The sequence below is a fragment of the endosymbiont of Galathealinum brachiosum genome (assembly GCA_003349885.1).
In the GTDB taxonomy this organism is placed as follows: Bacteria; Pseudomonadota; Gammaproteobacteria; order SZUA-229; family SZUA-229; genus SZUA-229.
This window is the reverse complement of record QFXC01000011.1, coordinates 599,713-625,176: the sequence shown is the minus strand read 5'-3', so window position 1 is coordinate 625,176 and position 25,464 is coordinate 599,713. Positions and strand designations below refer to the sequence as shown.

Sequence of the window (25,464 nt, the reverse complement as noted above, 5' to 3'; positions counted from 1 at the left end):
TTTTTTAAAAGTAACGCCTATAAGTCAGCTTTTAATTGACCTGATTCAATGCTGTTGTTAACTTATCGTCAAATCCAAAATCACATAAACAATGAAATCTATATACATAAAATACCTCATACTACTGACATCTCTTATAACTACCGGCTGCGCGAGTGTAAGCGGCCCTTCTGATCCTCGAGATCCACTAGAAAGCTACAATCGTGCAGCTTACGCATTTAATGACGGCTTCGATGAATATCTATTAAAACCAGTTGCTAAAGGTTATGACGCTGTTACTCCAGACCCGGTAATTAAAGGTGTGAACAATTTCTTCAGCAATCTGGATGATGTAATTGTTATCTTTAACGATCTATTACAACTTAAACCCCTTCAATTTGCTTCAGATACAGGTCGTTTCATTATTAATAGCACACTCGGCCTTGCAGGACTTATAGACTGGGCAAGTGATATGAATATGCCAAAACATCAGGAAGACTTCGGCCAGACACTCGGTTACTGGGGTGTACCTCAAGGGCCTTACTTAGTTATTCCTTTCTGGGGTCCGAGCACAATACGTGATGGAGCAGGACTTCTAGTCGATAGCGCTCAATTCGACCCTGTCTGGCAGGAAGTAGAAAATGGTTTTCCGATGGAACATCGTGAGCGCGGCCTTTCATGGGGCGTAACCGTTGTTAAAGCAGTTGATACCCGTGCATCCTTACTTAAAGCTGAAAATATTTTAAATGAAGCAGCGCTTGATCGTTATACCTTTATCAGAGAAGCCTTCTTACAACGACGCCAGAATCTGGTTTATGATGGCAACCCTCCTGAAGAGGAAATTGAATTTAATGAAGATGAACTATTTGACTTTGATGAGCCAGAAACACCGTCAGATAAACCCGGATCGACCAGGTAATGACTGAATTTATTAAACCACCTAAAACCTTACTTCGACAGACAGGTCGTGCACTTATGGACTTTAATATGATCCATGAAGGAGACAGGGTGTTATTGGGTTTATCCGGCGGCAAAGACTCACTTGCGTTATTACATATTCTCAACCATTTTCAACGCCATGCACCGATAAAATTTGAATTCGCTGCTATGACAGTAGACCCCATGGCAGGTGACTTTGATCCATCACCGATGATTCCTTATTTAAAAGATTTGGGTGTTGAATATCATTATCGCCGCGAAGCGATTATGGATATGGCTAAAGAGCATATGGGAAAACCGTCTTATTGTGCTTTTTGCTCACGCATAAAACGCGGCATTATGTACAACACTGCTCGTGTAAATAATTTTAATGTCATTGCACTAGCTCAGCATCTGGATGATCTGGCTGAAAGTTTTATGATGTCTGCTTTTCATGGAGGCCAACTTAGAACCATGAAGGCGAACTATGTTATTGATGAAGGTGACCTGAGAGTAATCCGCCCACTCGTTTATGCCCGTGAGCGACAAACACGTGAGTTTTCTATTAGCGCAGAACTACCCGTCATTCCTGATTCATGTCCGGCCTGTTTTTCTATGCCGACACAGCGACAGCATTTTAAAGAATTATTAGCCGCTGAAGAGCAATCAAATACGACTTTATTTAAGAGCTTATTAACAACAATGAAACCACTAATGAGTGAAGGCTGCCCTGACATTCCTGATAAATAATAGATTAGGAAAATTTTATATATACATGGAAAGAGTAGAAATTCGCTCCGTACTTACCCGGATCCACACCGAATACCTTATGACTAATACAACTTCTGTTTCCCATCCGGTCTTGTTTTAAATAATTTCATAATCCAGAAATACTGTGACGGACATAATCTGATTATTTCTTCTAATGATTTATTCATCACCAGTGTATCCTCATAATCATCTCCAGTTGGAAAATCAGGCAAAGCGGGTAACACATGAATAACATAATGATGTTTGTCTTCATCATAACAAGCCATACAGGGAAGCACATCTGCTTTGCATGATTTGGCCAACCTGCCTAATACGGGCACACTGGCTTTTTCCACACCAAAAAAGGGAACAAATATAGAACGATCAGCACCTAAATCTTCATCCGGTAGATAAAACATAGTGCAACCACCACGTACATCTTTAATTATTGGTCTCAAACCGGCGTCACGTGTATACAAAATACCACCATGCCTGGAACGACCTTTCGCCACTAACCAGTCTACCAGTTTATTCTTCATAGGATTAAAAGGGCCGGAAGAAGGGTAATTCATTGTCGCCGCTGAAACAGCCGCTTCCAAACCAAGACTATGGGCCGCCATAAAAATCACTGACCGATTATTACTTAAAGAGCTTTCAATATTCTCCTGACCTTTGAAAACAATTCTTTTTTTCAAGATAAATCCGGGGGCCCACCAGATAATTCCATAGTACAAAATACTTCTTGCCTGATGACGAAAACATCTTCTAACCAGCTCTTTTTTTTCATGCTCATTTAATTCTGGAAAACATAAATCAATATTAGTTCGTGCTATTCTGCGACGCTTTTTATTTACATTCCTGAAAATATCGCCCAGTTTATTTGCCAGCGCATCCAGAAAAGAGCCTGGCAATAACATTAATACCCATAAAAAGGCAACAGCAATCCATACGCCCCAGTACCCGGGTTTAAGGTAACTCAATTTAAAGCTGGTATCGTATACCAGTGAACTTTTTTTATTTGATAATTTTTTTTGATTCATTTTTTCGCCACGAAATAAACCTGTCCCTGCCTTCCACGAGTATCATCTGAGCGACAATCATCTTCCTGATAAAATAACAGTTCCATATCTGGAAAAACACCTAACAGTTCATTTTTCTTCAATCTAAAATCGGATCTAGATGGACCCTGCCCCTGATACTGTTCGCCGCTAAATGTTTGATAAAACAATATTCCATCTTTTTTTAAAATATGAAATAAATAACGTAAATTTTCACGATCTAAAAAATAACTTACTACAACAACATCAAATTTATTTTTTACATCTGGTAATTTATTTTCCAGATCATGCATTTCAGCTTTCAAATTTAAATTTTCTGCTTCCGCATATTCGTTGATTTTATTCACTGCAATCGACGATTTATCCCAGGCAACGACTTCGTATCCTTTTTGAGACAAATAAACAGAATTACCCGCAAGCCCACTCGCAAAATCAAGCGCCACACCTCCAGACTGCAATAAACATTCATTCTCTTTCAATACATTGCAAGGAGTTGCATCAGCAATTGATTTTTCCGAATAAACAACATCCCAGTCAGGCATTATTTTCTCCAGAAAGCAGGCGTTAATAAAACCAGTAACGTAAATATTTCAAGACGCCCCAGAAGCATGCCAAAGCTTAAAACCCATTTTGAAAAATCATTAATACCCGAATAATTAGAAGCAACATCACCCAGACCCGGGCCTAAATTATTAAGCGTTGCAGCAACCGCCGAAAAAGAAGTTACCTGATCAAGACCTGTTGCCATTAACAACAACATCATAATCACAAATACGGCAACATAAATTGCAAAGAAACCCCATACTGCATCAATAATTGAATCGGCCACTGGTTTTTTTCCAATCTTAACCAGTATCACTGCATTTGGGTGAATCAGCCTCTGTAATTCGCGCACACCCTGCTTTAATAACAAAATAACTCGTATCACTTTCATGCCGCCACCGGTTGAACCTGCACAGCCGCCAATAAAACTGGTAAAAATCAAAAGCACCGGTAAAACTGTTGGCCACAAATGAAATTCAGTTGTAGAAAAACCGGTTGTTGTCGCCATTGAAACCACATGAAACACACCCAACAATATTGAATCTGAATGATTTTGAGTTGCACCTGAAAAGTGCAGAAATGCAACAACGATTATTGAGACCAAAATTAGAACACGAAAATAAACCTTGAATTCAGTATCATTTATATATGCTTTAACATTCCAGTTCCGAAATGCCACGAAGTGTAAAGCAAAATTAACCCCGCCCAGAAACATAAATACGATTGCGACAACCTTTATTGCCACACTATCAAAGTAACCTAAACTTGCATCATGGGTTGAGAAACCGCCAATAGCTACCGTAGAAAAACTATGCGTTACGGCATCAAACAAATTCATTCCGGCAGCCCAGTATGATAATGCGCATGTTACGGTTAATGTTAAATATATATACCAGAGAGCTTTTGCGGTTTCAGTAATACGTGGTGTTAATTTATTATCTTTTATCGGGCCGGGTGTTTCTGCTTTGTATAACTGCATACCACCAATACCCAGCATAGGTAGAACGGCTACAGCTAAAACGATAATACCCATACCACCTAGCCACTGTAATTCCTGTCGATAAAACAAAATTGAATGGGGTAAATCATCAAGCCCGGTTAATACTGTAGCACCTGTCGTCGTTAACCCGGATACTGATTCAAAAAAGGCATCTGTAATAGAAATATCTAACTGTTCATAAAGAAGCAACGGCAATGTACCGGACACACTTAATATAAACCAGAACAATACAACAACTATAAATCCGTCTCTTAAACGTAAATCTTTTTTTGAGTTTTTTACGGGTAGCCATAAAACAAATCCTACGGCCAGCAATGAAAGGTAAGAGGTGAAAAACGCATCTGCTGCATTTTCCTGATAGATAAAATCAATAATTACAGGCGGTATTAATGTAAAGCTGAAGAGCATTAACAATATACCTGAAATACGTTGTATGACTGTGAAATGCAAAAAATACTACCTTAAATAAATGTAATGCCAACCTGAAACAGGTGTTCAACATCATGAATTTTTTTCTTATCTACTAGAAACATTATGACGTGATCTTCAGCTTCAATCACCGTATCATGATGTGCAATAATTACTTCATCACCCCGCACAATTGCTCCAATAGTTGTACCTTCAGGCAATTCAATCTCTTCAACAAGATGCCCGACAACTTTTGAGTTTCCACTATCGCCATGTGCTATCACTTCTATTGCTTCTGCAGCACCCCGGCGCAACGAATGTACAGCAACAATATCACCACGACGGACATGCGTTAGCAGAGCTCCGATAGTGACCTGCTCAGGAGATATTGCCACATCAATTGCTTCCTGATTTTCCATTAAATCAACATAAGCAGGACGATTTATTAACGACATAGTTTTTCTTGTGCCAAGTTTTTTAGCTAACATAGCTGATAAAATATTGGCTTCATCATCATTAGTAACTGAAATGAAAACATCCATGCTATCTATGTTTTCTTCTAGCAACAATTCTTCATCGGCCGAGTCACCCAACAATACAACTGACTTATCCAGCGATTGTGAAAGGTGAAATGAACGATCAGCATTACGTTCTATAATTTTTACCTGATGCCGTTTTTCAAGTCGCTCGGCTAACCGTTTTCCTATATTTCCGCCACCAGCAATAATAATGCGTTTATTACGCTTATCAAGTTTGCGCAATTCTCGAATAACAACACGAATATCACCACGGGCAGCAATAAAAAACACTTCATCACCCGCTTCTATCACGGTATGCCCCATCGGGATAATTGCACGGCCTCGTCGGTAAATCGCCGCAACACGCGTATCGGTTCCCGGTGTATGTTTTGGCAACTCGCTTAACTGGTGCCCTACCAGCGGCCCACCATAATATGCACGCAAACCAACTAACACGACTTTACCATCAGCAAAATCAAGCACCTGTAGTGCTCCGGGGTATTCAATTATGTTAAATATATAATTTGTAACAATTTCTTCCGGGCTGATAATGACATCAACTGGAATTGCGTTACCTCTAAACAGCTCATTGTGTTTTAAATATTGAATGGAACGGATACGGGCAATTTTTGTAGGGGTGTGATGCAAAGACCAGGCAACCTGACAGGCAACCATATTTACTTCATCACTGTTGGTTACAGCTATCAGCATGTCTACATCTTCAATTCCCGCCTGCTCGAGAATATTCGGATGCGCCGCATTACCGACAACTGTCTGTATATCCAGTCGATCACGCAGCTCATTGAGCACTTCTACACGGTGATCAATCAGCGTAATATCATTCGCTTCAGACGCAAGATTTGCCGCGACTGAAGAACCTACCTGTCCAGCACCCAGAATTAGAATCTTCATATCTTAATTTCATATAAGTTTATTCGCGAAGTGTACGCCTTTGTGGACTATTTTCCAGTAAAACACGGTGAAATTTTTCAGCTACTCACCTCTTAAACACTTTCAATGACACAGGTTAAAACCTGACCTGTCTTTTAACCCAGCATTAATCTGAAAACAGATTACATACAGGCAGACTATATAGAATTAAGCCGGTTATTTACTTTTTTTTAGCAGCGCATAAAAGAAACCATCAGTTACGCCATCAACTGGAAATAACTGCACTCCATGAGATACTGGTGACTGACTTTTGAATTGTGTTATAACGTCCGGTAATTCTTCCGAGACAACATCATCAACCTGCTCCAGAAACCATTCTATCTGTTGTTCATTTTCAGCTTTAAGTAGAGAACAGGTTACATATAAAAGTTGACCACCGGGTTTTAATAAGTCCCAGTTTTTTAGCAGAATTTCTCGCTGTAACTGTACCAGCGCTTCAATATCATCTTCTCTTCTTAAACTTTTTATATCTGGATGACGCCTGATAACACCCATTGCCGAGCAAGGTACATCCAGTAATATTTTGTCGAATAATTCACCCTGCCACCAGTTATCAACTGCTCGTGCATCCGCAGCAACTAACGTGGGATTAAAACCTAATCGTTGACAGTTTTCTTCAACTCGTTTCAGCCGACTTTCTGATATATCTAATGCCGTAATCTGCACATCTGGTTGCAGCTCAAACATGTGTGCTGTTTTTCCACCCGGCGCTGCACAGGCGTCGAGTATTTTATCACCTGCTGCTGGTTGCATTATTAACGCAGCAAACTGCGCACCTGCATCCTGCACTGAAAACCAGCCTTTACTGAAACCCGGCAACTGCTTTACATCTCGAGCCTGTTGCAGAATAGCTGCTGATGGTAGCCCGGGCACTTGCTCTGCGCTCACTTCCGAATCTTTTTCAAGTGCCTGAATAAATTCATCAACACTCGTCTGTTGCTGATTGACTCTTAAAGTCATTGGCGCCTGTTGATTATTCGCTGCCAGTATTTTCTGCCAGCTATCAGGCCAGTCCTGTTTTAAACTGTCGATTATCCACTGGGGATGTGCAAAACATGCTTCCTCTGAAGTTAATTCATTAATTACATCTTCAGGCTCTTTACCTTCAATATCACGAAGAAAGTTTCTCAGCACACCATTTACCATATTGGCAGCCCATTTCTTTCTGGATTTACGCACCTGCTTTACAGCACTATCTACAACCGCAAAATCAGGCACGCGGGTATGCATAATCTGATAAATAGCCATTAACATAACCAGCTGAATATCAAGATCTTTTGATTTAAGTGCTTTTTTTATATACGGCTTAAGCAAACCCTGTAGCTGTTGATAAAATCTCAATACACCAAAACTTAACATGCGCGCAAAAGCGGCATCACGCGGCTCAATATTATCTGTTAAATGAGTAAGCGATGACAGTGACTGTCCATCTTTTAATACTGCTAACAAAATAGTCTGAGCAACTTTTCTGGATGTAATTGATGTATCGTTTTGTTTGTTTGTCATGAGTTTCTTGTACTGCAACCTGTCATTACGGGCTATTGTAATTTTTGTGACCGCTGTATTAAATATCAACTACAACGCGGATGTAAATTTAATTTAACCTAATAGTATTCCACTAATATCATTTGCATTCACAAAGGCTTTTACATCCATCGGTTTTTTGCCCGGCATCTGAATTTCTAACAAGCGCAAAAGCCCTTCTCCCGTGACAACATCAATACCCTGCTTATTACAGCTAATTACTTTTCCAGCCTGCTCACCGGAACCTTCTACCGCCTGCGCTCTCCAGATACGCAACATCTGCGTTTTACCTTTAACTTCAATTGGTGTTTGCGCTACCGGCCATGCATTAAATGCATTTACCTGACGCTGTAATTCAGTTGCCGATTTATTCCAGTCAATCAACGCTTCGGCTTTTTGCAATTTATTTGCATAGTTTGTCAGACTTTCATCCTGTTTCTCACCTTTCAAGGTTTCATTTGCTATACCTGGTAGCGCCTCCATTAATGCCTCAGCTCCCATTAGCGCCAGACGATCATGCAAACTGGAACCGGTATCATCCGTTTCAATATCACATCTGGTCTTTAACAACATATCACCCGTATCCAGCCCTATATCCATCTGCATAATGGTAATACCTGACTCGGTATCACCAGCCAGAATGGCACGTTGAATTGGAGCAGCGCCCCGCCAGCGAGGCAGTAAAGAGGCATGAATATTAATACAACCGAGACGGGGCGCATTAAGTACAACTTCTGGCAAAATAATTCCATATGCCACAACCACCATCAAATCCGCCTTTAAATCAATAAGAGGCTGCTGGTCTTCTGCTGCTTTTAATTTTTCTGGCTGATAAACAGGAATCCCATACTCAAGCGCACAGGCTTTTACAGGGCTTGGGCTTAGTTTTCTGCCGCGGCCAGCTGGACGATCAGGCTGGGTATAAACTGCCACCACATCATGCTCAGAATCTATCAACTCTTTTAAAGGTGCTACCGAAAAATCAGGCGTACCCGCAAAAATTATCTTCAGGGGTTTGTCACTCACTACATATCCGCCGTTTTCTGATGTTTTTCCATTTTCTTTTTAATGCGATTACGCTTCAGCGGAGAAAGGTAATCAACAAACAGCTTACCCTGTAAATGATCTAACTCATGCTGAACACAGACTGCCAGCAAATCATCCGCACTCATTTTATATTCTTCACCATTTCTATTCAGTGCCGTAAACTCGATACGCTCGGCCCGCTCTACGGTTTCATAAATACCCGGAACAGATAAACAACCCTCTTCATGTTGCTCAATTCCATCTTTTGCCGTAATAACAGGGTTAATCAGACACAATGGTGCATCTTTATCTGGCGATACATCTATCACCACAATACGCTTATGCGCGTTAACCTGAGTAGCTGCAAGCCCGATACCCGGTGCTGCATACATGGTTTCAAACATGTCATCAACTAACTGTTTTACTTCTTCGGTAACCGCTTCCACAGGCTTTGCTATGGTACGTAATCGGTCATCAGGAAACTTCAAAATTTCCAGTATGGACATACAAATCTCACTTATTCTTTAATAAACAGTAAAAAAACCTGTAAATAAACTATTATTTACTGAACAAACTTACTTCATTAATTCAAGTTTATCAGCTAAACTCTTGAAAACCACGGATAAATATGGGGATTCATACCTTGGATATTAAAGCACTCATGCCCAAATATGGACGCTTTGCACTCTTACTTGCATCTGCAGCATTAATTTCTGCCTGCTCTAGCACACCTACGGCAAAAAATAACGAACCAGCACCATTTGAACCACAGTCTGGCTCAATTGAACCCGTTAATACACCCGACGCTACTGAAGCCAGTGAAGATGAGGCTACAAGCACACAAAGTTTTCAGTTAGCCGCTGATCACCCCCGTGAGTATATCGTGAAAAAGGGCGATACGCTCTGGGATATTGCCAGTATGTTTCTACAGGACCCCTGGTTCTGGCCTGAAATCTGGCAACGTAACCCACAGGTTCAAAACCCTCACCTGATTTATCCAGGAGATATACTGACACTAACCTATGTCAATGGCGTACCTAGAATACAGGTTGCACGCGCTGCGGAAGGCGAAGATGTTATTCGCCGTGAAAGCACTGATACCGGTGGCCGTAAGGTTGTTAAATTATCACCTTCAATTCATAGACAAACCCTGAATGAAGCAATCCCAAGCATACCAGCAGATGCTGTTCGCCAGTTCCTGACCCGACCACGGGTTGTATCTGAAGACGAGTGGGCAAATGCACCTTATATAGTAGGCAGTGATGACGCTCATCTTGTTTTAGGCGCTAACAACAAAGTTTACGTTAGAGGCGAGTTAGATAAAGAACGTAGCCGTTACAGTGTTTTCCGTGAAGGCAATAGACTGGTAGACCCGGACACAGATGAATTACTGGGTTTTGAGGTTGTTTATGCGGGTGAAATTAGAATACACAAATACGCCACACCTTCTTCAGGCCTTCTACTAAGCACCTCACGTGAAGTTCTGGTTGGTGATCGTTTACTACCTACCGATAAAAGCGCTATTGACCAGCAATACTTCCCTCGCCTACCAGACAACTATGTTGATGGAAAAGTCATTTCTCTATTTGATGCAATTTCATCTATAGCAAAATATCAGGTAGCGGTTATCAACCGAGGCAGTAATGACAACCTTGAGGTAGGCCATTTGCTCGCCACCTACCAGGCAGGCGGTTACGCAAAAGATCGTTTCCTTGACCGCACCAGTCGTGATCGGGACGATGAAGATAAACTGGAAATCTTATTACCAGATGAACGAAGCGGCCTTATGATGTTATTTAAGGTGTTTGATAAGGTTAGTTATGGCCTGATACTTAAATCAACCCGCACAATTAGCAATGGCGACAAGGTTGATAAACCAAGATAAATTTTGACCCATAATAACTATAAAGCATGAAACTTGAACTGGCCGCCTAATGATTAGGGGCCAGTTTTTATTTGTGTGAAACGAAATGGCAAACACCAGAACCTGGTAACAATTTCTGCCAAACACTCCAGTTTAACAATTTAAGCAGAACGGGTGACACAGAACACAAAGCCAGAATATTTCAGCCGATAACTCACAAAAATAAACACTTCCATTTGCCATCCTGAATTCTTTAGCTATAAACTATCGCTCTAAACCACCTCATATGGACACGTTATGGCAGCATTATCCGATAATGACCTACATAACCGGCTCAAGCTGGTACGCTGTAACCTGCCCTTTTCAATAATACATCAGCTGTTAGATCAGTTTTCCAGTGCCAGTGATATCTTTGATGCTTCAATAAGCCAGCTCAACAAAGTTCATCTAACGGATGCACAGATAAACAGAATTCAGGGTATTGATAATAAAGACATCGAGCGTGATCTGGCCTGGCTTGACCATGCAGATCATGGCATTTTGTTTCAGGATGATAAAAATTTTCCCCAACAGTTACTGGAAATAAACGATCCACCTTATGCCCTGTTTTACATTGGTGATATTGATTACTTACAACAACCCCAGCTCGCCATGGTTGGTAGTCGCACGCCCACCGCGGCTGGCAAACAGATAGCTGAAGATTTTGCCCGTCATTTATCTAATGCAGGCCTGACCATCACCAGTGGTCTGGCTCATGGCATCGATGCAGCCTGCCATCAGGGTGCGTTAAAGGGTATAGCCGGCACCGTAGCTGTGGTTGCGAATGGTTTGCATACCATTTACCCCAAAGCGAATACCCGGCTGGCTGAAGCAATTTCACAAAATGGCTGCCTGATTACCGAATCACCCGTCGGCACTGATCCTCATAAAGGCTTATTTCCTCGACGAAACAGAATTATCAGTGGTTTGAGTATTGGCACATTAGTAACAGAGGCCGCAGTAAATAGTGGTTCACTCATTACTACACGCCACGCCATGGAGCAGGGACGAGAAGTTTTTGCCATTCCGGGCTCAATCCATAACCCTCTGGCAAAAGGCTGTCATAAGCTGATTAAATCAGGCGCTAAGCTGGTAGAAACAGCCTCAGATATCCTTGAAGAACTGTTACCACTGGTAAATTCCATTCCAATTCGCCATACTAGCGCCGCAGAAACACGACAATCCCCTGAAAATAATTCACTGGATGGGCTTGATTCCAGTTACCAGACTCTGTTAAAACACATGGAGTTTGAACCTGTCGGGATTGACGAACTAGTAGAACGCAGCCATTTAAATGCGTCTGACATTGCCTCAATGCTCTTAATACTCGAGCTAAAAGACCAGGTTGTTTCGCAAAACGGGTTATATTCACGCGCCTGATAAGCGTATGAATCACAAGAAAAGCATGACTCCTAACACAATGAATTATTGTTATGAGAGATTAAAGTTGTTGTTTTTTCACACTATTTATAAATAGCGTGAAAACTAAGAGAGAAAGAATGAAACAAAATGTAGTTGATGTTTTGATGTTTTTATTTGAAAACATCATCACTGATGAAAGTCAGATTTTTCCGGAAAACGAACAGATGTTCGACCATCTGGAAAACTTAGGTTTCCCACAGCATGAAATTTTACTGGCCTTTGACTGGTTAGAAGATCTGGCCAATATTCATACTGACCTGTTATCTTCCTCTGAAAATAGCCCCATAATCAGTACACAATCCGTGCGGATTTTTAGTGAGCTTGAAAAAATGCTGCTAGACCCTCAATGCATTAGCTTTCTGATTCACCTGGAACAAAGTCAGGTAATTTCAGATGTTAGCCGCGAAGTGATTCTGGATCGTGTCATCGCTCTGGATGTAGAACTTGAACTGGAACAGCTTAAATGGATTATTATGATTGTACTGTACAGCCAGCCAGGTGAAGAAAATGCGTATGCATGGATGGAAAACCAGCTTTTTGATACAAATGAATCTAATTACCTGAACTAATTTGTTAAAAAATTACACAAAGTTGAAAAAAATTTACTACCATCAAAAACATAATTTATTAAAAATAACAAAAATCATGAGTATTACATGAGTAATAGCCTGTTAATTGTAGAGTCTCCGGCAAAAGCCAAAACCATAAAAAAATATCTGGGCAAAGGATTTCATGTACTTGCTTCTTATGGACATGTACGTGACCTGATACCTAAAACAGGCGCCATAGACCCGGATGATCACTTCAGCATGAAGTATCAGCTCATTGAAAAAAATGAGAAACATGTTGATGCCATAAAGAAAGCCCTTAAAAAAGCCGACACCCTCTATCTCGCGACCGATCTCGACCGCGAGGGAGAAGCCATTTCATGGCACTTATATGAATTACTGAAAGAAGACGGCTCACTCAAAGACAAAACAGTTCACCGGATTGCCTTTAATGAAATTACCAAACGCGCATTAAGAGAAGCGGTAGATAATCCACGTGAATTATCTATGCCGATGGTTAATGCTCAACAGGCCAGACGTGGCTTAGATTATCTGGTGGGCTTTAACCTTTCACCATTATTATGGAAGAAAATTCAACGCGGTTTATCTGCAGGTCGAGTACAAAGCCCTGCATTGCGTATGATTGTTAGCCGCGAAGAAGAAATAGAAGCTTTTGATTCAAAAGAATACTGGACTATCCTTGCTGACACTGAAAAAGATAATAAAAAGATTTCTAGCAAACTGCGCATTTACAATAATGAAAAAGTTTCTCAGTTCACAATAAATAATACCGAACTGGCTGAAACCGCTCAAAAATCATTACTCAGTGCCTCCAATGGCAAACTGGTCGTTTCTAAAATAACCAAGAAACAAACCAAAAGAAATCCATCACCACCTTTTACCACATCGACATTACAGCAGGAAGCCTCCAGAAAACTCGGGTTTTCAGCACAAAGAACAATGCGAACCGCACAACAATTATATGAAGGTATTGATATAGGCGGCGGTGAAACTGTTGGTTTAATTAGTTATATGCGTACCGACTCATTAATGTTATCTCAAGATGCATTAGATGAATTACGTGAATTAATTTCAAATCGTTATGGCAAAGAAAACCTGCCAGATGAAGCCCGTGTATTTAAAAATAAATCTAAAAATGCGCAGGAAGCTCACGAAGCAATTCGCCCAACGTCGGCAAATCATATCCCCGACCAGATAAAAAGCGCATTAAAGCCTGATCAATTCAAACTATATGAGCTCATCTGGAAACGTACCGTTGCTTGCCAGATGGTGCAGGCCACATTAGATACAGTTGCAGTTGATTTAAACTGTGGCGATGCCAATCAGTTCCGTGCAAATGGATCAACAATTAAACACCCGGGATTCATGGCTGTTTATATGGAAGATCAGGATGATGCCGAAACGGAAAGCGATAACGAAGCAGACGACAAGAAAAAAGATGACGATGAGAAATTTTTACCTGAATTAACAGAAGGTGAAGAGTTAAGGTTGCTGGAAGTTATCACTAACCAGCACTTTACCAAGCCACCACCAAGATATACTGAAGCAAGCCTGGTAAAAGCATTAGAAGAATACGGCATTGGCCGACCTTCTACCTATGCAAATATAATTTCTACACTGGTATATCGTGAATATGTAGAAAACGAGAATCGTCGTTTTACACCTACAGATATGGGCAGAATTGTTAATCAATTCTTAACTCAATATTTTGAAACCTACGTAGATTACGACTTTACCGCACGCCTGGAAGATGAACTTGATTCTATTTCTCGTGGCGAAAGCGAGTGGCTACCACTCATGGAAAACTTCTGGACACCTTTCATTAAGAAAGTAGAAGACATAGATGAAAATGTCAGCCGTGCAGATGTTGCTCAAAGTCGTGATGTAGGCACAGATAAAGAAAGTGGAAAACCCATTACTGTTCGCATGGGGCCTTATGGTGCGTTTGCACAAATTGGTGATAAAGACGATGAAGACAAACCACGTTTTGCCAGCTTAAAACCCGGGCAGAAAATGAATGACATTACAATGGATAATGTCTATGACTTATTTGTTCTTCCAAGGCTACTTGGTGAAACGGATGAAGGTGAAGAAGTTTCATCTAATGTCGGTCGTTTTGGCCCATACGTTAAATTCGGTAAGTTCTTTGTTTCAATTCGTAAGGAATTCCAGGAAAAAGGTGTAGACCCTTACAATATTGATTTTGAAACCGCGATGATTCTTGTTCGTGAAAAGAAGGAATTTGAAGCAAACAAATACATCAAAACATTCGATGACTCTGAAATACAGGTGCTGAACGGTCGTTATGGCCCATACATAACTGATGGCAATAAAAACGCCAAAATACCTAAAGACAGAGAACCTGCCAGCCTGACACTTGCAGAGTGCGAGGCATTAATTGAAGCCGCTCCAGAAAGAAAAGGCAAAAAGAAAAAAGCTGCCAAGAAAAAGGTCGCGAAGAAGAAAGTGGCTAAAAAGAAAACAGTAAAGAAAAAAAACGCGAAGAAAAAGACAGTAAAGAAAAAAGCCGCTAAAAAGAAAACCGCAAAGAAAAAAGCAGTGAAAAAGAAATCAGCAGATTAACAACCTGCTCTATCTCACGTTATGAAGGTATACCCCAAGCTTAAAGGGGCATACCCGAGTCAATCAACTCGACCGCACCCTCAAACATATGTCATCAACTTCACAAATCCAGCAAGCTGCAAGAATAATCTTAGATGGCGGCATTATATCTTACCCAACAGAATCGGTTTTTGGCCTGGGCTGTGATCCACTAAATGAAAAAGCAGTTCATCGTATTCTTAAACTCAAAAATAGATCTGTTAATAAAGGCCTGATTATTGTTGCAGGCGACCTGAAACAACTCTCTCCTTATATAGAAATATCTGAAAATGAAAAGCAAAAAATATTAAATGAAAAACCAGTCACAACCTGGCTGGTAAATAAATCTTCGCTCACACCAAATTGGGTCAGCGGAAAACATAAAAAAGTAGCTGTTCGCATTTCTAAATACCCACTTATAATTAATTTATGTCAGTTAATCAACCAGCCCTTAATATCAACAAGCGCCAACCCAGCTGAGGCAGAGCCTGCCACTACCAGCCAGCAAAGTGAAGATTATTTTTTTAATAATATTGATTTATATATTGACGATCAAAGTGAACGTACCGGACAACCCTCTCAAATTAAAGACATAACAACCGATACCATTATCAGATAAAACAAAGTTTCTGCCTTTCGCCTGTAAATATTTATCCACAGTATCAGCAGTATGGCCTTTTAAACGATCTGAATGATCCTTAATATAAAGCTCGGCATAACGAACATACCGACGCACTAAATTATCTGGTATATTATATCTCTTTTATTTAATAATAAATTTTTCTCAGAAACAAGAAACATGACTACTAACCATACATATTAGTCATAGGCACATCCTTATATAATTAAAGTTGAAATCTAACCAAATAATGCATAACTTACAGACAAAATACAAAAGAAATAGGCAGAATGTCAAATATTCAATATCCCACTTTCTGTCTAATTAACTGTTAGGCCACATAAGGAATAGCATGAAAGAATATCAAGCGCATTGTCAATGTGGTGCAATAGAAATAAAAATTCAAAATTCCCCTATTGTGCACGCAACTTGCCATTGTGAAGATTGCCGCGATTTATTAGATATTCCATTTCATGCTGTAACAGCATGGAATAAAGATGATGTGCTCATTGTGAAAGGCGAGGAAGACCTTGCTATTTATAAACACCCTTCATTGGATATGACCAGGTGTTTTTGTAAAAAATGTGGAGAAACAGTTTTTAATACAAACGTCATGGATTGGCGTGTGGTATCGCAATTTCTGATATCTAAATGTAATAACAATGAAATTCCTGAGCACTTAAAATCCGACATGCATTTTTTCTACGAACAACGCGTGGTAAACGTAATAGATGATTTACCCAAGTTTTTACGCGGCACAGATGGCCCTTTGTATGAACATTAATGCCAATTGCTAATGGCCTAACAAGTAGCTCAATCGGACTGACAAACCCTTAACTTCTATGGCTCTTTTAACGTACACTACTAATCACTATTACAAACAATTAGCCTATTGGGTTAGCAGCCCATTAGCAAAGCGTTATGCGTAAAAAGAAATGAATATACATTTAAAATTATTCACCAATACAAACAATGAAGACAAAACTAAAAAGCTATTTAGTAAATTCATTAATAATCTTAATTGTGAATATGTAAATCTAAATATAGAGCCATATCATAAAGGTGGTTACATCTGTTCATTTGAAATAAAAACAACAAAAGAAAAATGGCCAGAAGTTATACTTTATTCATTATCTAAAGCACAAATTGTAGGTAGAGGCTGGGCTATACATGGAAACATTGAAACAGAGCTAGATGCATGGAGTAATGAAGCAACAATTTCTGGTATTGAAAGCATTCAGCTGCATGTACAAAAAAGCGGATAACAAGACACTCAAGAAGGAAAATTAACCCTTAACTTTTATGGCAGTTTTAACTTACACTACCAACAACTACAATTTTAGTCCTACTACTGGGTTATTTTCCTCTTAGTTGGGCGTTATGTGCAAAAGGAATTACAAGATCATTAAAACAAAAAATATAATTATATTGCTCTCTTTAACTCTACTTATGAGTTGTGCTAGCTATCATTCTTATGAGCCAGATAAATCAAAAGAATATAAAGAGCATTGGGAAAACAATGAAGACATAAAAGATAATTTATTACTTTACCCTTATTCAGAAGAATGCAAAGAAGAAAAGAAGCATGGCAAATCATGTCGTTAATATTGTTGCAACCAATCCAATCTATGCATCACATAACAAGGCGTTTAAGAAAGACGGTCAACCCTTAACTTCCATGGCAATTTTAATTTATACTATAAAATACTACAATTTTAACTACCCTACCGGTTGCCGCGTCTTAACTGGGCGTTAGGTTTATAAAGGAATAAAAAATGAGAATAATATCAACATGCTTATTAATATTGATAACAGTTTTTGTATTTGTAAAAAATACAAGTGCCAGTACGTATAGCTTTGAGCTAGGCGGTTGGTCTGATGGGGGTCAATTAAGCGGGCAATTTGAAACATCTTTCGGGGCTGAACTTAACACATATATAACTACCCCTGAAATCATTAGTTTTGAAGCAACGTATACTGGATTATATACATTTGATTTTGATATTAATGATTTAGTATATTTTGGTTACCCTTCACCAGGAGGAGCCTCATTTCAATTAGGCACAGAGCGTAATACAGGCGGCTCATATATAGGCGACCCATTCTCCTTTACTTTAAATAGCTTTGTTGCTTATTATGAAAATACTGAATTCAGTTATACGAATGAAAATGCCGTTATTCGTGAAATATCTGCTGTTCCATTACCACCATCTATTATACTATTCTTTAGCGGTTTAATTGGTTTTTGTGGTTTTCTACGTCAGCGCAATTAAACCTAACAAAACAGTCAAGTTAGCATGTGAAAAAAACTCACATGCTTGGACTCCGCTTACGCTCTGCCACTTACCTCAGCGTTATATACGTAAACGAGTTCATGAGCGTTTAATCAATAAATGAGTAACTAGCCTTCTATGTTTATCAGTGTTTTAGAGCTATTTAAAATAGGTATCGGACCATCAAGTTCGCATACACTCGGGCCAATGGTTGCTGCGAATGACTTCATTAACCGCATAAAAGATAAGGCATTCAATGCGCTAAACTTAAAAGATTCATATATTAGTTGCACGCTCAAAGGTTCTTTGGCGTTTACTGGGAAGGGACATTCTACCGACCGTGCAGTTGCGCTCGGATTACATGGTTATCTCCCAGCCGATTTAACTGATAAAAATGTAGACACATTAATTGATCAAATTTGGCAAATTAGCCATATTACTTTTGAAAAAAATCAGACGATTTCATTTAATCCAAGTAGCCATATTGTTTTTGATAAAGGTGACCCTTTACCCGAACATCCTAACGGCATGATTTTTGAACTTATTGATAGTGATAATAAGGCGCTTTATTCAGAAACTTATTTTTCAATTGGTGGTGGCTTCATCAACACGTTGGCCGAAATAAATCAATTACAGGCACCACTTAGAATGGTGTCGTCTGACTCGTGCCGATACCCATTCGATTCAGCCAACACCATGTTACAGATGGCAGAGGACAATCAAATATCGATTGTACAGATGAAGCGCGTTAATGAGCTTGAGCACCTTGATGAAACCGCACTTCTTAATGGTATAGATAAAATCTGGGAAGCCATGCAGACATGTATACAAAGAGGTTTGGCAGCAGAAGGAACTTTACCTGGCGGCCTGGATATCTCACGACGTGCTAAAGACATATATCAGGATATAAAAAATAATCCGGAGACTGCAAACATTAACGACTGGCTTTGCGCTTATGCCATGGCAGTTAACGAGGAAAATGCCGCGGGTCATATGGTTGTCACCGCACCAACTAATGGTGCTGCTGGCGTCATACCGGCTGTACTTTACTATTTCGTTACCCATGAACAAGGTACAATTGAACAGGTGCGTGATTACTTACTTACGGCCAGTGCCATAGGTGGTTTAATTAAACATCGTAGCTCTATTTCTGGCGCTGAAGTAGGTTGTCAGGGCGAAGTTGGCTCTGCGGCAGCAATGGCCGCCGCTGGTTTATGCTCGATACGTGGTGGTACAGCGCAACAAGTAGAAAATGCTGCTGAGATAGCTCTCGAACACCATCTTGGAATGACTTGCGACCCTGTTAATGGTCTTGTGCAAGTACCGTGTATTGAACGAAACGGTTTTGGAGCCATTAAGGCCTATACTGCAGCATCTCTTGCGCTTCGAGGTGATGGCAAACACTTTATGCCACTGGACAGTTGTATCGAAGCGATGAAGCAAACCGGTTTAGAAATGTCTCATAAATATAAAGAAACATCATTAGGCGGGCTTGCTGTTAGTATCACAGAGTGTTGAGAGTTAGCACAAACACATCACTCAACCGGTCGTGCTACGCTAAGGCTTCGCACGCCTGTTAGCTCAAACGTTAGGCGAAAGATACATAATATGGAAATTTTCATATCTTTAGACATAATTTGGCAAGACCAGGATCTAGTGGAAATACTAATCAAATCATCTAATGGAAAGTTCTATGGCGAGACAGAAGTGTATACTAACTACAGTGAATTGTCCGACTTAGCCCTTTCATTAATGGGGTTCCCTAAATCAGTTTCTGAAAATATATATTATTCTGCTGGGGAAAAAAACAGCTATTCTTTTGCGTCAATTTATTTTTATTGTTTCTCTGTCACAGGCCACACAGCTGCATTAGTAAATATAGAAGCTAATATTGCCAGCAACCAAAGAAAAGAAGAAAAACATGAAATAAAAATGGAAGTGCAATTTGAAGCATTAGCGATAGATAAGTTTCAGAACCAAGTAGTAAATATGGTTAAAAACAAATATGGCAAAGCCACTCTAAATGGTGTGTCACCTTTTACCCAAAACATTGCCTAACAAAAAGCTCAAACGGGACTACCGTCTGATCTCTATTTAACTCATCAGACCATTAGGAGCAAACCATCAACATTCCAGATAAAAACAAAGATGTATGTTACAAATATTTTGATTGTACAGAGTATGATTGTGCTCGACGCGAAGACTTATCTAAAAAATGCTGGTAAATTAATGATGTCCGATGTCAAAGCCATAGCCAACAGTTTAAAAAAATAAAAACAAGATTCCAGAGCAAGCTGGAAGCATGCAAACTCTGCATTTATTACCAGGACCTCAATTAGCCTAAATGGTTATCGGGAAGCTCTCAATTAATCCTGAGGAATTAGAAAGAATAAGATCGCGAGCAGTTTAGCCCTAAACAAGAAACAAAGAAAAGCAATTGAGCTCAATGAAAAAAAAGCTCATAACAAATCATTTAAGAAAGCCTGCTACCCCTTAACTTCTGTGGCAATTTTAATTTATACTACTAAGCACTACAATTTTAATTATCCAACTGCGTCAGCAATTCTTAATGAGACGTTACGTTAGTAAATAAGGAGAAACTGTGCAAGTAATTATAGGATGGGGAATATTGATTATAGGTGGCGCACTATACCTTGCCCAAATAATTTCATCTGTCAATTTCAGATTAGCACAGCGACTGGGTATTCAAGAGAAACCTGAGTTTACAGATAAAATATTACAAAGATCAGAACTATACGCAGCTTATTGGGATTTAGTGACACTTGTGTGGTTACCTTTAGCTGGTGTTCTTATGATTTTCAATCATGAGTGGTGGCCAATAATATCACTGATTGGCGGTGCAATATATTTAGACACATCAGGTAGAGAAGCAGCAAAAAACATTAGCTTTCGCCATGAAGGTATTAAAGTCGGCACAGATAAACAGCAAAAATTATTCTTTGCTAGTTATATAATTATGGCGATTATTGCTATAGTTCTTATTTCATACTCTATCAATGCTTTGGTATCATAGTTTGTTATGGCGCCTGAAACATTAAGCATCCGTTGTAGAATGATTGCGCTCTGGCACCAACTAATTACAAAACATTACATTTTTAACCTTACTACTGGGTTATTCCACTCTTAACTGGCATTAGGGTTCCAATAATAAATGAATCACAGGGAAGCCACCCATAAAGATCTAAAAGTAATTAAAAAATTACTTTATACTGGAAACTTACCTTCTGAAGACTGTGACGAGCACATTAATAACTTTATTGTTGTTGAAAATAACGAAGAAATAATTGCTGCTGGTGGCATCGAGGTTTATGGCAAGATTGGCCTACTTCGATCAATAATAGTTAAACCCGGGCACAGAGAACAAGGCATAGGAAAACTAATAGTCAAATTATTAGAAGGAAAAGCACATAAGTTAGGAGTTAATGAACTCTATTTATTAACAGAGTCAACAGTAGATTTTTTTATGATGCTCGGGTATTCAGTAGTAAAAAAGTTTGAACTACCTATTGAAATAAAAAAAACCAGACAATTCAAAGAACTCTGCCCTGCCTCTTCGAAATCTATGAGACATGTCATCCAATACTAAACTAGAAACAAGCCCTAATAACTTGAATCAGAGCAAAATTGTTGCCAATATTAAAATGCGTGTGTTCTTGAACCAGTTAATTTAGTGTTTTTTAATAACATAATTTTTAATTTATTTTTTATCGTGAGTTTATGAACATACTTTTAGTTGAAAAAAACAAAATGACTCTCCCTTTATATTTATTTTTAGACAATATATCTGGCGGTCTTCGTATTAAGATATACAATAAATTTCAATCTTACACGCAGTATGGAGACATTTATCATGGCAAACATCTTAAAGCATTAAATTCTAAAATATGGAAATATAAAGGTACTATTTATAAACTCAGAATTGACAATGGCAATGAATCAGCAAGAGTCCTTTTTTATAAATCAAAAGAGGGAAACTTAATCATTATTCACGCATTTTTAAAGTCCACTAGAAAAACTCCCGCAAAAGATGGTAAACAGGCAATTATAATTTATCAGGCACTGGAACAACTTGATACAGTTATTTGGGACAAATAATCAACAATATCTGCTAAATCACTAACAAGCTACGCTTAGAAGAGCCATGATTAACTAAAGAGATTATCGCATGCCCTACATATTAATAGCATTCATTATCACATGGCTGAGTATATTTATCAGTCTTATCGAATTCGGATTTAATGTTGAGTTTTGGACATTAATAGTTTCAGCTTCGATTGGTGCATTATTATCTAGCCTTTTAGTGTTGCTAGGTGAAACAATAATTGAAGATATTGTGAAGCTAATTCTTATTATTGTTATGCCCGCAATCCTCATGAACTCAAACCCTAAGCTAGGATTTATCTTCATAACTGCGTTAATCTCTTGTATAACAGGTGTCACTATTAATCAATTAAATAAATATTTATCTTATAAGTCGAACAGAAGTAACTAACCAATCTTAACAAGGCGCAAACTATTGAGCATATTATGAAAGCTAAATTAATTAGTGGAAACATTCTTCAACAGGACGTAGAGGTCATAGTAAATAGCTGGAATCGCAATATTATTCCATGGTGGTTATTACTACCTCAAGGTGTGTCAGGTGCAATAAAAAAAGCATGCGGAACCCAACATTTCAAAGAACTTGCTAAATATGGAGCAATTCCATTAGGTGAATCACGTGAAACAAGTGCTGGAAGATTAAACTTTAAAGCGATTATTCATGTTGCCGGTATTAATATGTTTTGGTTTGCTACTGAATACTCAGTAAAGCAGTCTGTAATTTCTGCGATGCAAATTGTTAATCAAAAAAAGTATATAAGTGTGGCATTTCCATTAATTGGTTCTGGATCGGGAAACAGAGGAGATGAATGGGCACTAAACGTAATGAATGAAGCTCTGTCATCGATTGAAAGCAACGCTAAAGTGATATTTGTTAAATATGAATGACCCGATCAACAATTCGCTCCAACGGCATGCTTTTTAGCTAAAACAGGCCATTATATTTTTCAATCAGGAACAACAAATCTATCGTCTATTTCACTATAAATTTCTCTTCATTAAAATCAAACATATTAGCAAGAACAACATCCGGTATTGATTGTATTCGTGTATTATACACCTCAACCGCATCATTATAACCAACACGCATATACATTAACTCATTTTCTATCGCATTAATTACATCCATCATTTTTTCAAATAACTGATTACTTTTTAACTCCGGATACTTTTCCTGCAGGGAGTTTATGCTAATTTTTATTTTTTTCTGCCTGTTTGACAAGTCGTCTAATTTATTAATATCTTTGATAGATTTTTTAAACAGCGTTCTAAACTCAATCACTTCTTTAAATACATCAGCTTCATGTTTCGCATATTCTTTAACGAGCACCTCAATATTTGGTAGCAAGTTATAACGTTTTTTTAAACTCACCTGTATATTAGACTTATTTCTTTCGACTCTTTGTTTTAAAAATACAATATCGTTATAGTGTAAAATAATCATTATTAACAACATAAACAAAGGTGCAATTAATGCCGACATAAGAAAGTCAGTTGCTGCAAAACCACCCGCCATTCCGAATAACAATAAAGAAGCCAGTACTACAGAGCTAAATGCCATATTTAAATTAAAAATACCAAGCCTTGCTTTTGATATCATCACTTCATTTTCAGTTCGGTTACTCACAATAAAAGGCTCTCGCTCACTCGAATAACCTATTGCCAGATTTGAACCCAGTTGATTATTTAAATTTGCATAACCAATCACATATAACTCATCATTAAGTCTGAGTGTTTTTTCTGTGTAACGTCTGGAACCTCTTCGATTAACCTCACAATGTTTCGTAATGATTTCTGCATTATCTATATCTATCTGTACTTTTCCATCATTATCTTCACAATAAAAATCTATGCTTTCTGTGTTTTCCTCAATGGTTACCCAACGTGCATTTTTACCTGAACCTCTACGCTCTTCAACCAGATAATGAAACCAGCTACAGGAACTTTTTGTTAAAGGTGAACTCAGGCTATCGCCGCTCTCTTTTATAATTAGACGACCTTTCACCTCACACACACCATAAACTACACCTGACGTGCTTGAGGTCGGTATATTCTCGATATACCGCTTTAACTTAACCTGCCTGATACCAAACCAGGAAAACACAACCGCAAGAACAATACCTACTAACGTAAAGATAAGCGGCCACAACTTTGATAATCGACTTGGCTGGTAGTTTTTTATTCTAAGCTGTAATGCTTTCTTTACCTCTAAAGGCACTACAATTTTTTCAGGTTTATCCATCCCCCATAAACCCGTTAGCCATTTTTCAGGAAATGCTTCCATTTGCCTTATAAGCTGCTGCCTTGCAAATAATAAATTTAATCTGATTTCGTTTGTTTTTTCTTTACTTGCTGCTTGTAAGTTATTGTATCGAAAATTATTCATCTCATACAACTCAGACCAGCCTGAGAATGTGACGCCATCTCTTTCAAGCAGTTGTTCTACGCGATAAATCGATGCTTTTTCCTGCTGGTTATAACGAGCCAGACCGCCTTTAAGGTCTTCCTGCATCATAACCAGACCCATATCAATTAGAATAAAGGCTAAAACAAAAGTTAGAATACTTAGATATTTAATCAGTCTGTGAATTTTAAATAAATACGCTACAAAATAAACACATAGAGACATAAACGTAATGCCTAACCATATTTTTAATATCGTTGCGACACCCATATCACTTCGTTCTTCAGCTTCGCTGTATTTTGAAATTATGGGTGTATACTCACCTGCATTTATAAAATTAATTACCGGCTGGTCCTGGATCAGATTACCCATACCAAATATAAACACCGTATCATTTTCTTCCAGACGATATTCTGTGTAACGATAATCACCTTTTATCACCTGAAAACTTTCGGGCATAGACCAGTCGATTCTTGATGCCCCTCTATTAACCAAAGCATTACCCGTTTGATCAGACACATAAAAATCTACGGATTTACTTACTGTATTAATTGTTTTCCAGCTTGTATTACCATCAGAGTCTGTTTCTTCAACTTCTTCGGTATAGAGATAATAAAGAGATGGTGTATGCGTATAAAAGCTACTGACTGTACTTTTATATTTTACTGCTGTGGCAGTTATATTCACTTCGCCGGGTAAAATAGCGCCTACTTTAGTTGCGGGAACCCGCTCAAGCTGACGCATCTGCTTTACAGAATCAAAACCGTTATTTGCAAGCCAGTAGCCACATGCAGAGAAGATAATCAGCATTATGACGGGGAATAGATACTCTTTAATAAACCTGGACATAATTCCCTCTTTCTATTTATAAGTTTT

At 38.7% G+C, this 25,464-nt stretch carries 26 protein-coding genes; 18 read left to right on the top strand and 8 right to left on the bottom strand.

Annotated elements, in window-relative coordinates; translation table 11 throughout:
- The first annotated feature begins 91 nt into the window (after positions 1–91).
- Together DIZ80_11285 and DIZ80_11280 are read left to right on the top strand one after the other, a co-directional pair.
- Positions 92–898, top strand: coding sequence for an ABC transporter (locus tag DIZ80_11285; protein RDH82847.1), 807 nt, complete (start codon positions 92–94; stop codon positions 896–898).
- Positions 898–1,647, top strand: a complete 750-nt coding sequence (locus DIZ80_11280; protein RDH82846.1) for a tRNA 2-thiocytidine(32) synthetase TtcA — start codon at positions 898–900, stop codon at positions 1,645–1,647. Before DIZ80_11285 ends, DIZ80_11280 begins: the two co-directional genes overlap by 1 nt.
- Positions 1,648–1,730: 83 nt before the next feature.
- On the opposite strand, the gene DIZ80_11275 is transcribed toward DIZ80_11280, so the two are convergent.
- The 7 genes from DIZ80_11275 to DIZ80_11245 form a co-directional block, all read right to left on the bottom strand.
- Positions 1,731–2,687, bottom strand: coding sequence for a hypothetical protein (locus tag DIZ80_11275; GenBank protein RDH82845.1), 957 nt, complete (start codon positions 2,685–2,687; stop codon positions 1,731–1,733).
- The gene (locus DIZ80_11270) at positions 2,684–3,247 is read right to left on the bottom strand and encodes an SAM-dependent methyltransferase (protein ID RDH82844.1); all 564 of its coding nucleotides are present in this window, start codon (positions 3,245–3,247) and stop codon (positions 2,684–2,686) included. Before DIZ80_11270 ends, DIZ80_11275 begins: the two co-directional genes overlap by 4 nt.
- Positions 3,247–4,656, bottom strand: a complete 1,410-nt coding sequence (locus DIZ80_11265) for a potassium transporter (GenBank protein ID RDH82843.1) — start codon at positions 4,654–4,656, stop codon at positions 3,247–3,249. The genes DIZ80_11270 and DIZ80_11265 overlap by 1 nt, the downstream gene beginning before the upstream one ends.
- Positions 4,657–4,709: 53 nt before the next feature.
- A complete protein-coding gene (locus DIZ80_11260; GenBank protein ID RDH82842.1) occupies positions 4,710–6,086 on the bottom strand; it encodes a Trk system potassium transporter TrkA in 1,377 nt (458 codons plus the stop codon).
- A 195-nt stretch (positions 6,087–6,281) separates the two neighbouring features.
- Positions 6,282–7,631 (bottom strand): 16S rRNA (cytosine(967)-C(5))-methyltransferase, encoded by a 1,350-nt coding sequence (locus DIZ80_11255; protein ID RDH82841.1) that lies wholly within the window; start codon positions 7,629–7,631, stop codon positions 6,282–6,284.
- A 93-nt stretch (positions 7,632–7,724) separates the two neighbouring features.
- A complete protein-coding gene (locus DIZ80_11250; GenBank protein ID RDH82840.1) occupies positions 7,725–8,675 on the bottom strand; it encodes a methionyl-tRNA formyltransferase in 951 nt (316 codons plus the stop codon).
- On the bottom strand, positions 8,675–9,181 hold the full coding sequence (locus DIZ80_11245) for a peptide deformylase (protein ID RDH82839.1): 507 nt from the start codon (positions 9,179–9,181) through the stop codon (positions 8,675–8,677). The genes DIZ80_11250 and DIZ80_11245 overlap by 1 nt, the downstream gene beginning before the upstream one ends.
- A gap of 155 nt (positions 9,182–9,336) precedes the next feature.
- On the opposite strand from DIZ80_11245, the gene DIZ80_11240 reads away from it, so the two are divergent.
- The 16 genes from DIZ80_11240 (at position 9,337) to DIZ80_11165 (ending at position 23,072) form a co-directional block, all read left to right on the top strand.
- Positions 9,337–10,560 (top strand): peptidoglycan-binding protein, encoded by a 1,224-nt coding sequence (locus DIZ80_11240; GenBank protein RDH83159.1) that lies wholly within the window; start codon positions 9,337–9,339, stop codon positions 10,558–10,560.
- 276 nt (positions 10,561–10,836) lie between these two features.
- The gene (gene dprA, locus DIZ80_11235) at positions 10,837–11,958 is read left to right on the top strand and encodes a DNA-protecting protein DprA (protein ID RDH82838.1); all 1,122 of its coding nucleotides are present in this window, start codon (positions 10,837–10,839) and stop codon (positions 11,956–11,958) included.
- A 119-nt stretch (positions 11,959–12,077) separates the two neighbouring features.
- Positions 12,078–12,569 carry a hypothetical protein gene (locus DIZ80_11230; GenBank protein RDH82837.1) on the top strand — a complete coding sequence of 164 codons (492 nt, stop codon included), beginning with the start codon at positions 12,078–12,080 and terminating at the stop codon, positions 12,567–12,569.
- 87 nt (positions 12,570–12,656) lie between these two features.
- Positions 12,657–15,152: a DNA topoisomerase I gene (locus tag DIZ80_11225; GenBank protein RDH82836.1), complete on the top strand. Its 2,496-nt coding sequence runs from the start codon at positions 12,657–12,659 to the stop codon at positions 15,150–15,152.
- Positions 15,153–15,240: 88 nt separating this feature from the next.
- Entirely contained in the window at positions 15,241–15,789 is a 549-nt protein-coding gene (locus DIZ80_11220; GenBank protein ID RDH82835.1) for a threonylcarbamoyl-AMP synthase, read from the top strand.
- Between the two features lie 352 nt (positions 15,790–16,141).
- On the top strand, positions 16,142–16,573 hold the full coding sequence (locus tag DIZ80_11215) for an aldehyde-activating protein (protein RDH82834.1): 432 nt from the start codon (positions 16,142–16,144) through the stop codon (positions 16,571–16,573).
- Between the two features lie 151 nt (positions 16,574–16,724).
- Positions 16,725–17,054 (top strand): hypothetical protein, encoded by a 330-nt coding sequence (locus tag DIZ80_11210; protein ID RDH82833.1) that lies wholly within the window; start codon positions 16,725–16,727, stop codon positions 17,052–17,054.
- Between the two features lie 115 nt (positions 17,055–17,169).
- Positions 17,170–17,394, top strand: a complete 225-nt coding sequence (locus DIZ80_11205; protein RDH82832.1) for a hypothetical protein — start codon at positions 17,170–17,172, stop codon at positions 17,392–17,394.
- A gap of 170 nt (positions 17,395–17,564) precedes the next feature.
- Complete coding sequence (locus DIZ80_11200; GenBank protein ID RDH82831.1) at positions 17,565–18,062, top strand: hypothetical protein; 498 nt, start codon at positions 17,565–17,567, stop codon at positions 18,060–18,062.
- Positions 18,063–18,200: 138 nt separating this feature from the next.
- Positions 18,201–19,580, top strand: a complete 1,380-nt coding sequence (locus DIZ80_11195; GenBank protein ID RDH82830.1) for an L-serine ammonia-lyase — start codon at positions 18,201–18,203, stop codon at positions 19,578–19,580.
- A 90-nt stretch (positions 19,581–19,670) separates the two neighbouring features.
- Entirely contained in the window at positions 19,671–20,120 is a 450-nt protein-coding gene (locus DIZ80_11190) for a hypothetical protein (GenBank protein RDH82829.1), read from the top strand.
- A 544-nt stretch (positions 20,121–20,664) separates the two neighbouring features.
- Positions 20,665–21,096 carry a hypothetical protein gene (locus tag DIZ80_11185; GenBank protein RDH82828.1) on the top strand — a complete coding sequence of 144 codons (432 nt, stop codon included), beginning with the start codon at positions 20,665–20,667 and terminating at the stop codon, positions 21,094–21,096.
- 138 nt (positions 21,097–21,234) lie between these two features.
- Positions 21,235–21,669 carry a hypothetical protein gene (locus tag DIZ80_11180; protein RDH82827.1) on the top strand — a complete coding sequence of 145 codons (435 nt, stop codon included), beginning with the start codon at positions 21,235–21,237 and terminating at the stop codon, positions 21,667–21,669.
- A 131-nt stretch (positions 21,670–21,800) separates the two neighbouring features.
- Complete coding sequence (locus tag DIZ80_11175; GenBank protein ID RDH82826.1) at positions 21,801–22,178, top strand: hypothetical protein; 378 nt, start codon at positions 21,801–21,803, stop codon at positions 22,176–22,178.
- A 70-nt stretch (positions 22,179–22,248) separates the two neighbouring features.
- Positions 22,249–22,575: a hypothetical protein gene (locus tag DIZ80_11170; GenBank protein RDH82825.1), complete on the top strand. Its 327-nt coding sequence runs from the start codon at positions 22,249–22,251 to the stop codon at positions 22,573–22,575.
- Between the two features lie 35 nt (positions 22,576–22,610).
- Positions 22,611–23,072 carry an Appr-1-p processing protein gene (locus DIZ80_11165; protein ID RDH82824.1) on the top strand — a complete coding sequence of 154 codons (462 nt, stop codon included), beginning with the start codon at positions 22,611–22,613 and terminating at the stop codon, positions 23,070–23,072.
- Positions 23,073–23,157: 85 nt separating this feature from the next.
- Here the strand turns inward: DIZ80_11165 and DIZ80_11160 are convergent, their stop codons facing one another.
- A complete protein-coding gene (locus tag DIZ80_11160) occupies positions 23,158–25,437 on the bottom strand; it encodes a hypothetical protein (protein RDH82823.1) in 2,280 nt (759 codons plus the stop codon).
- Positions 25,438–25,464 lie beyond the last annotated feature (27 nt).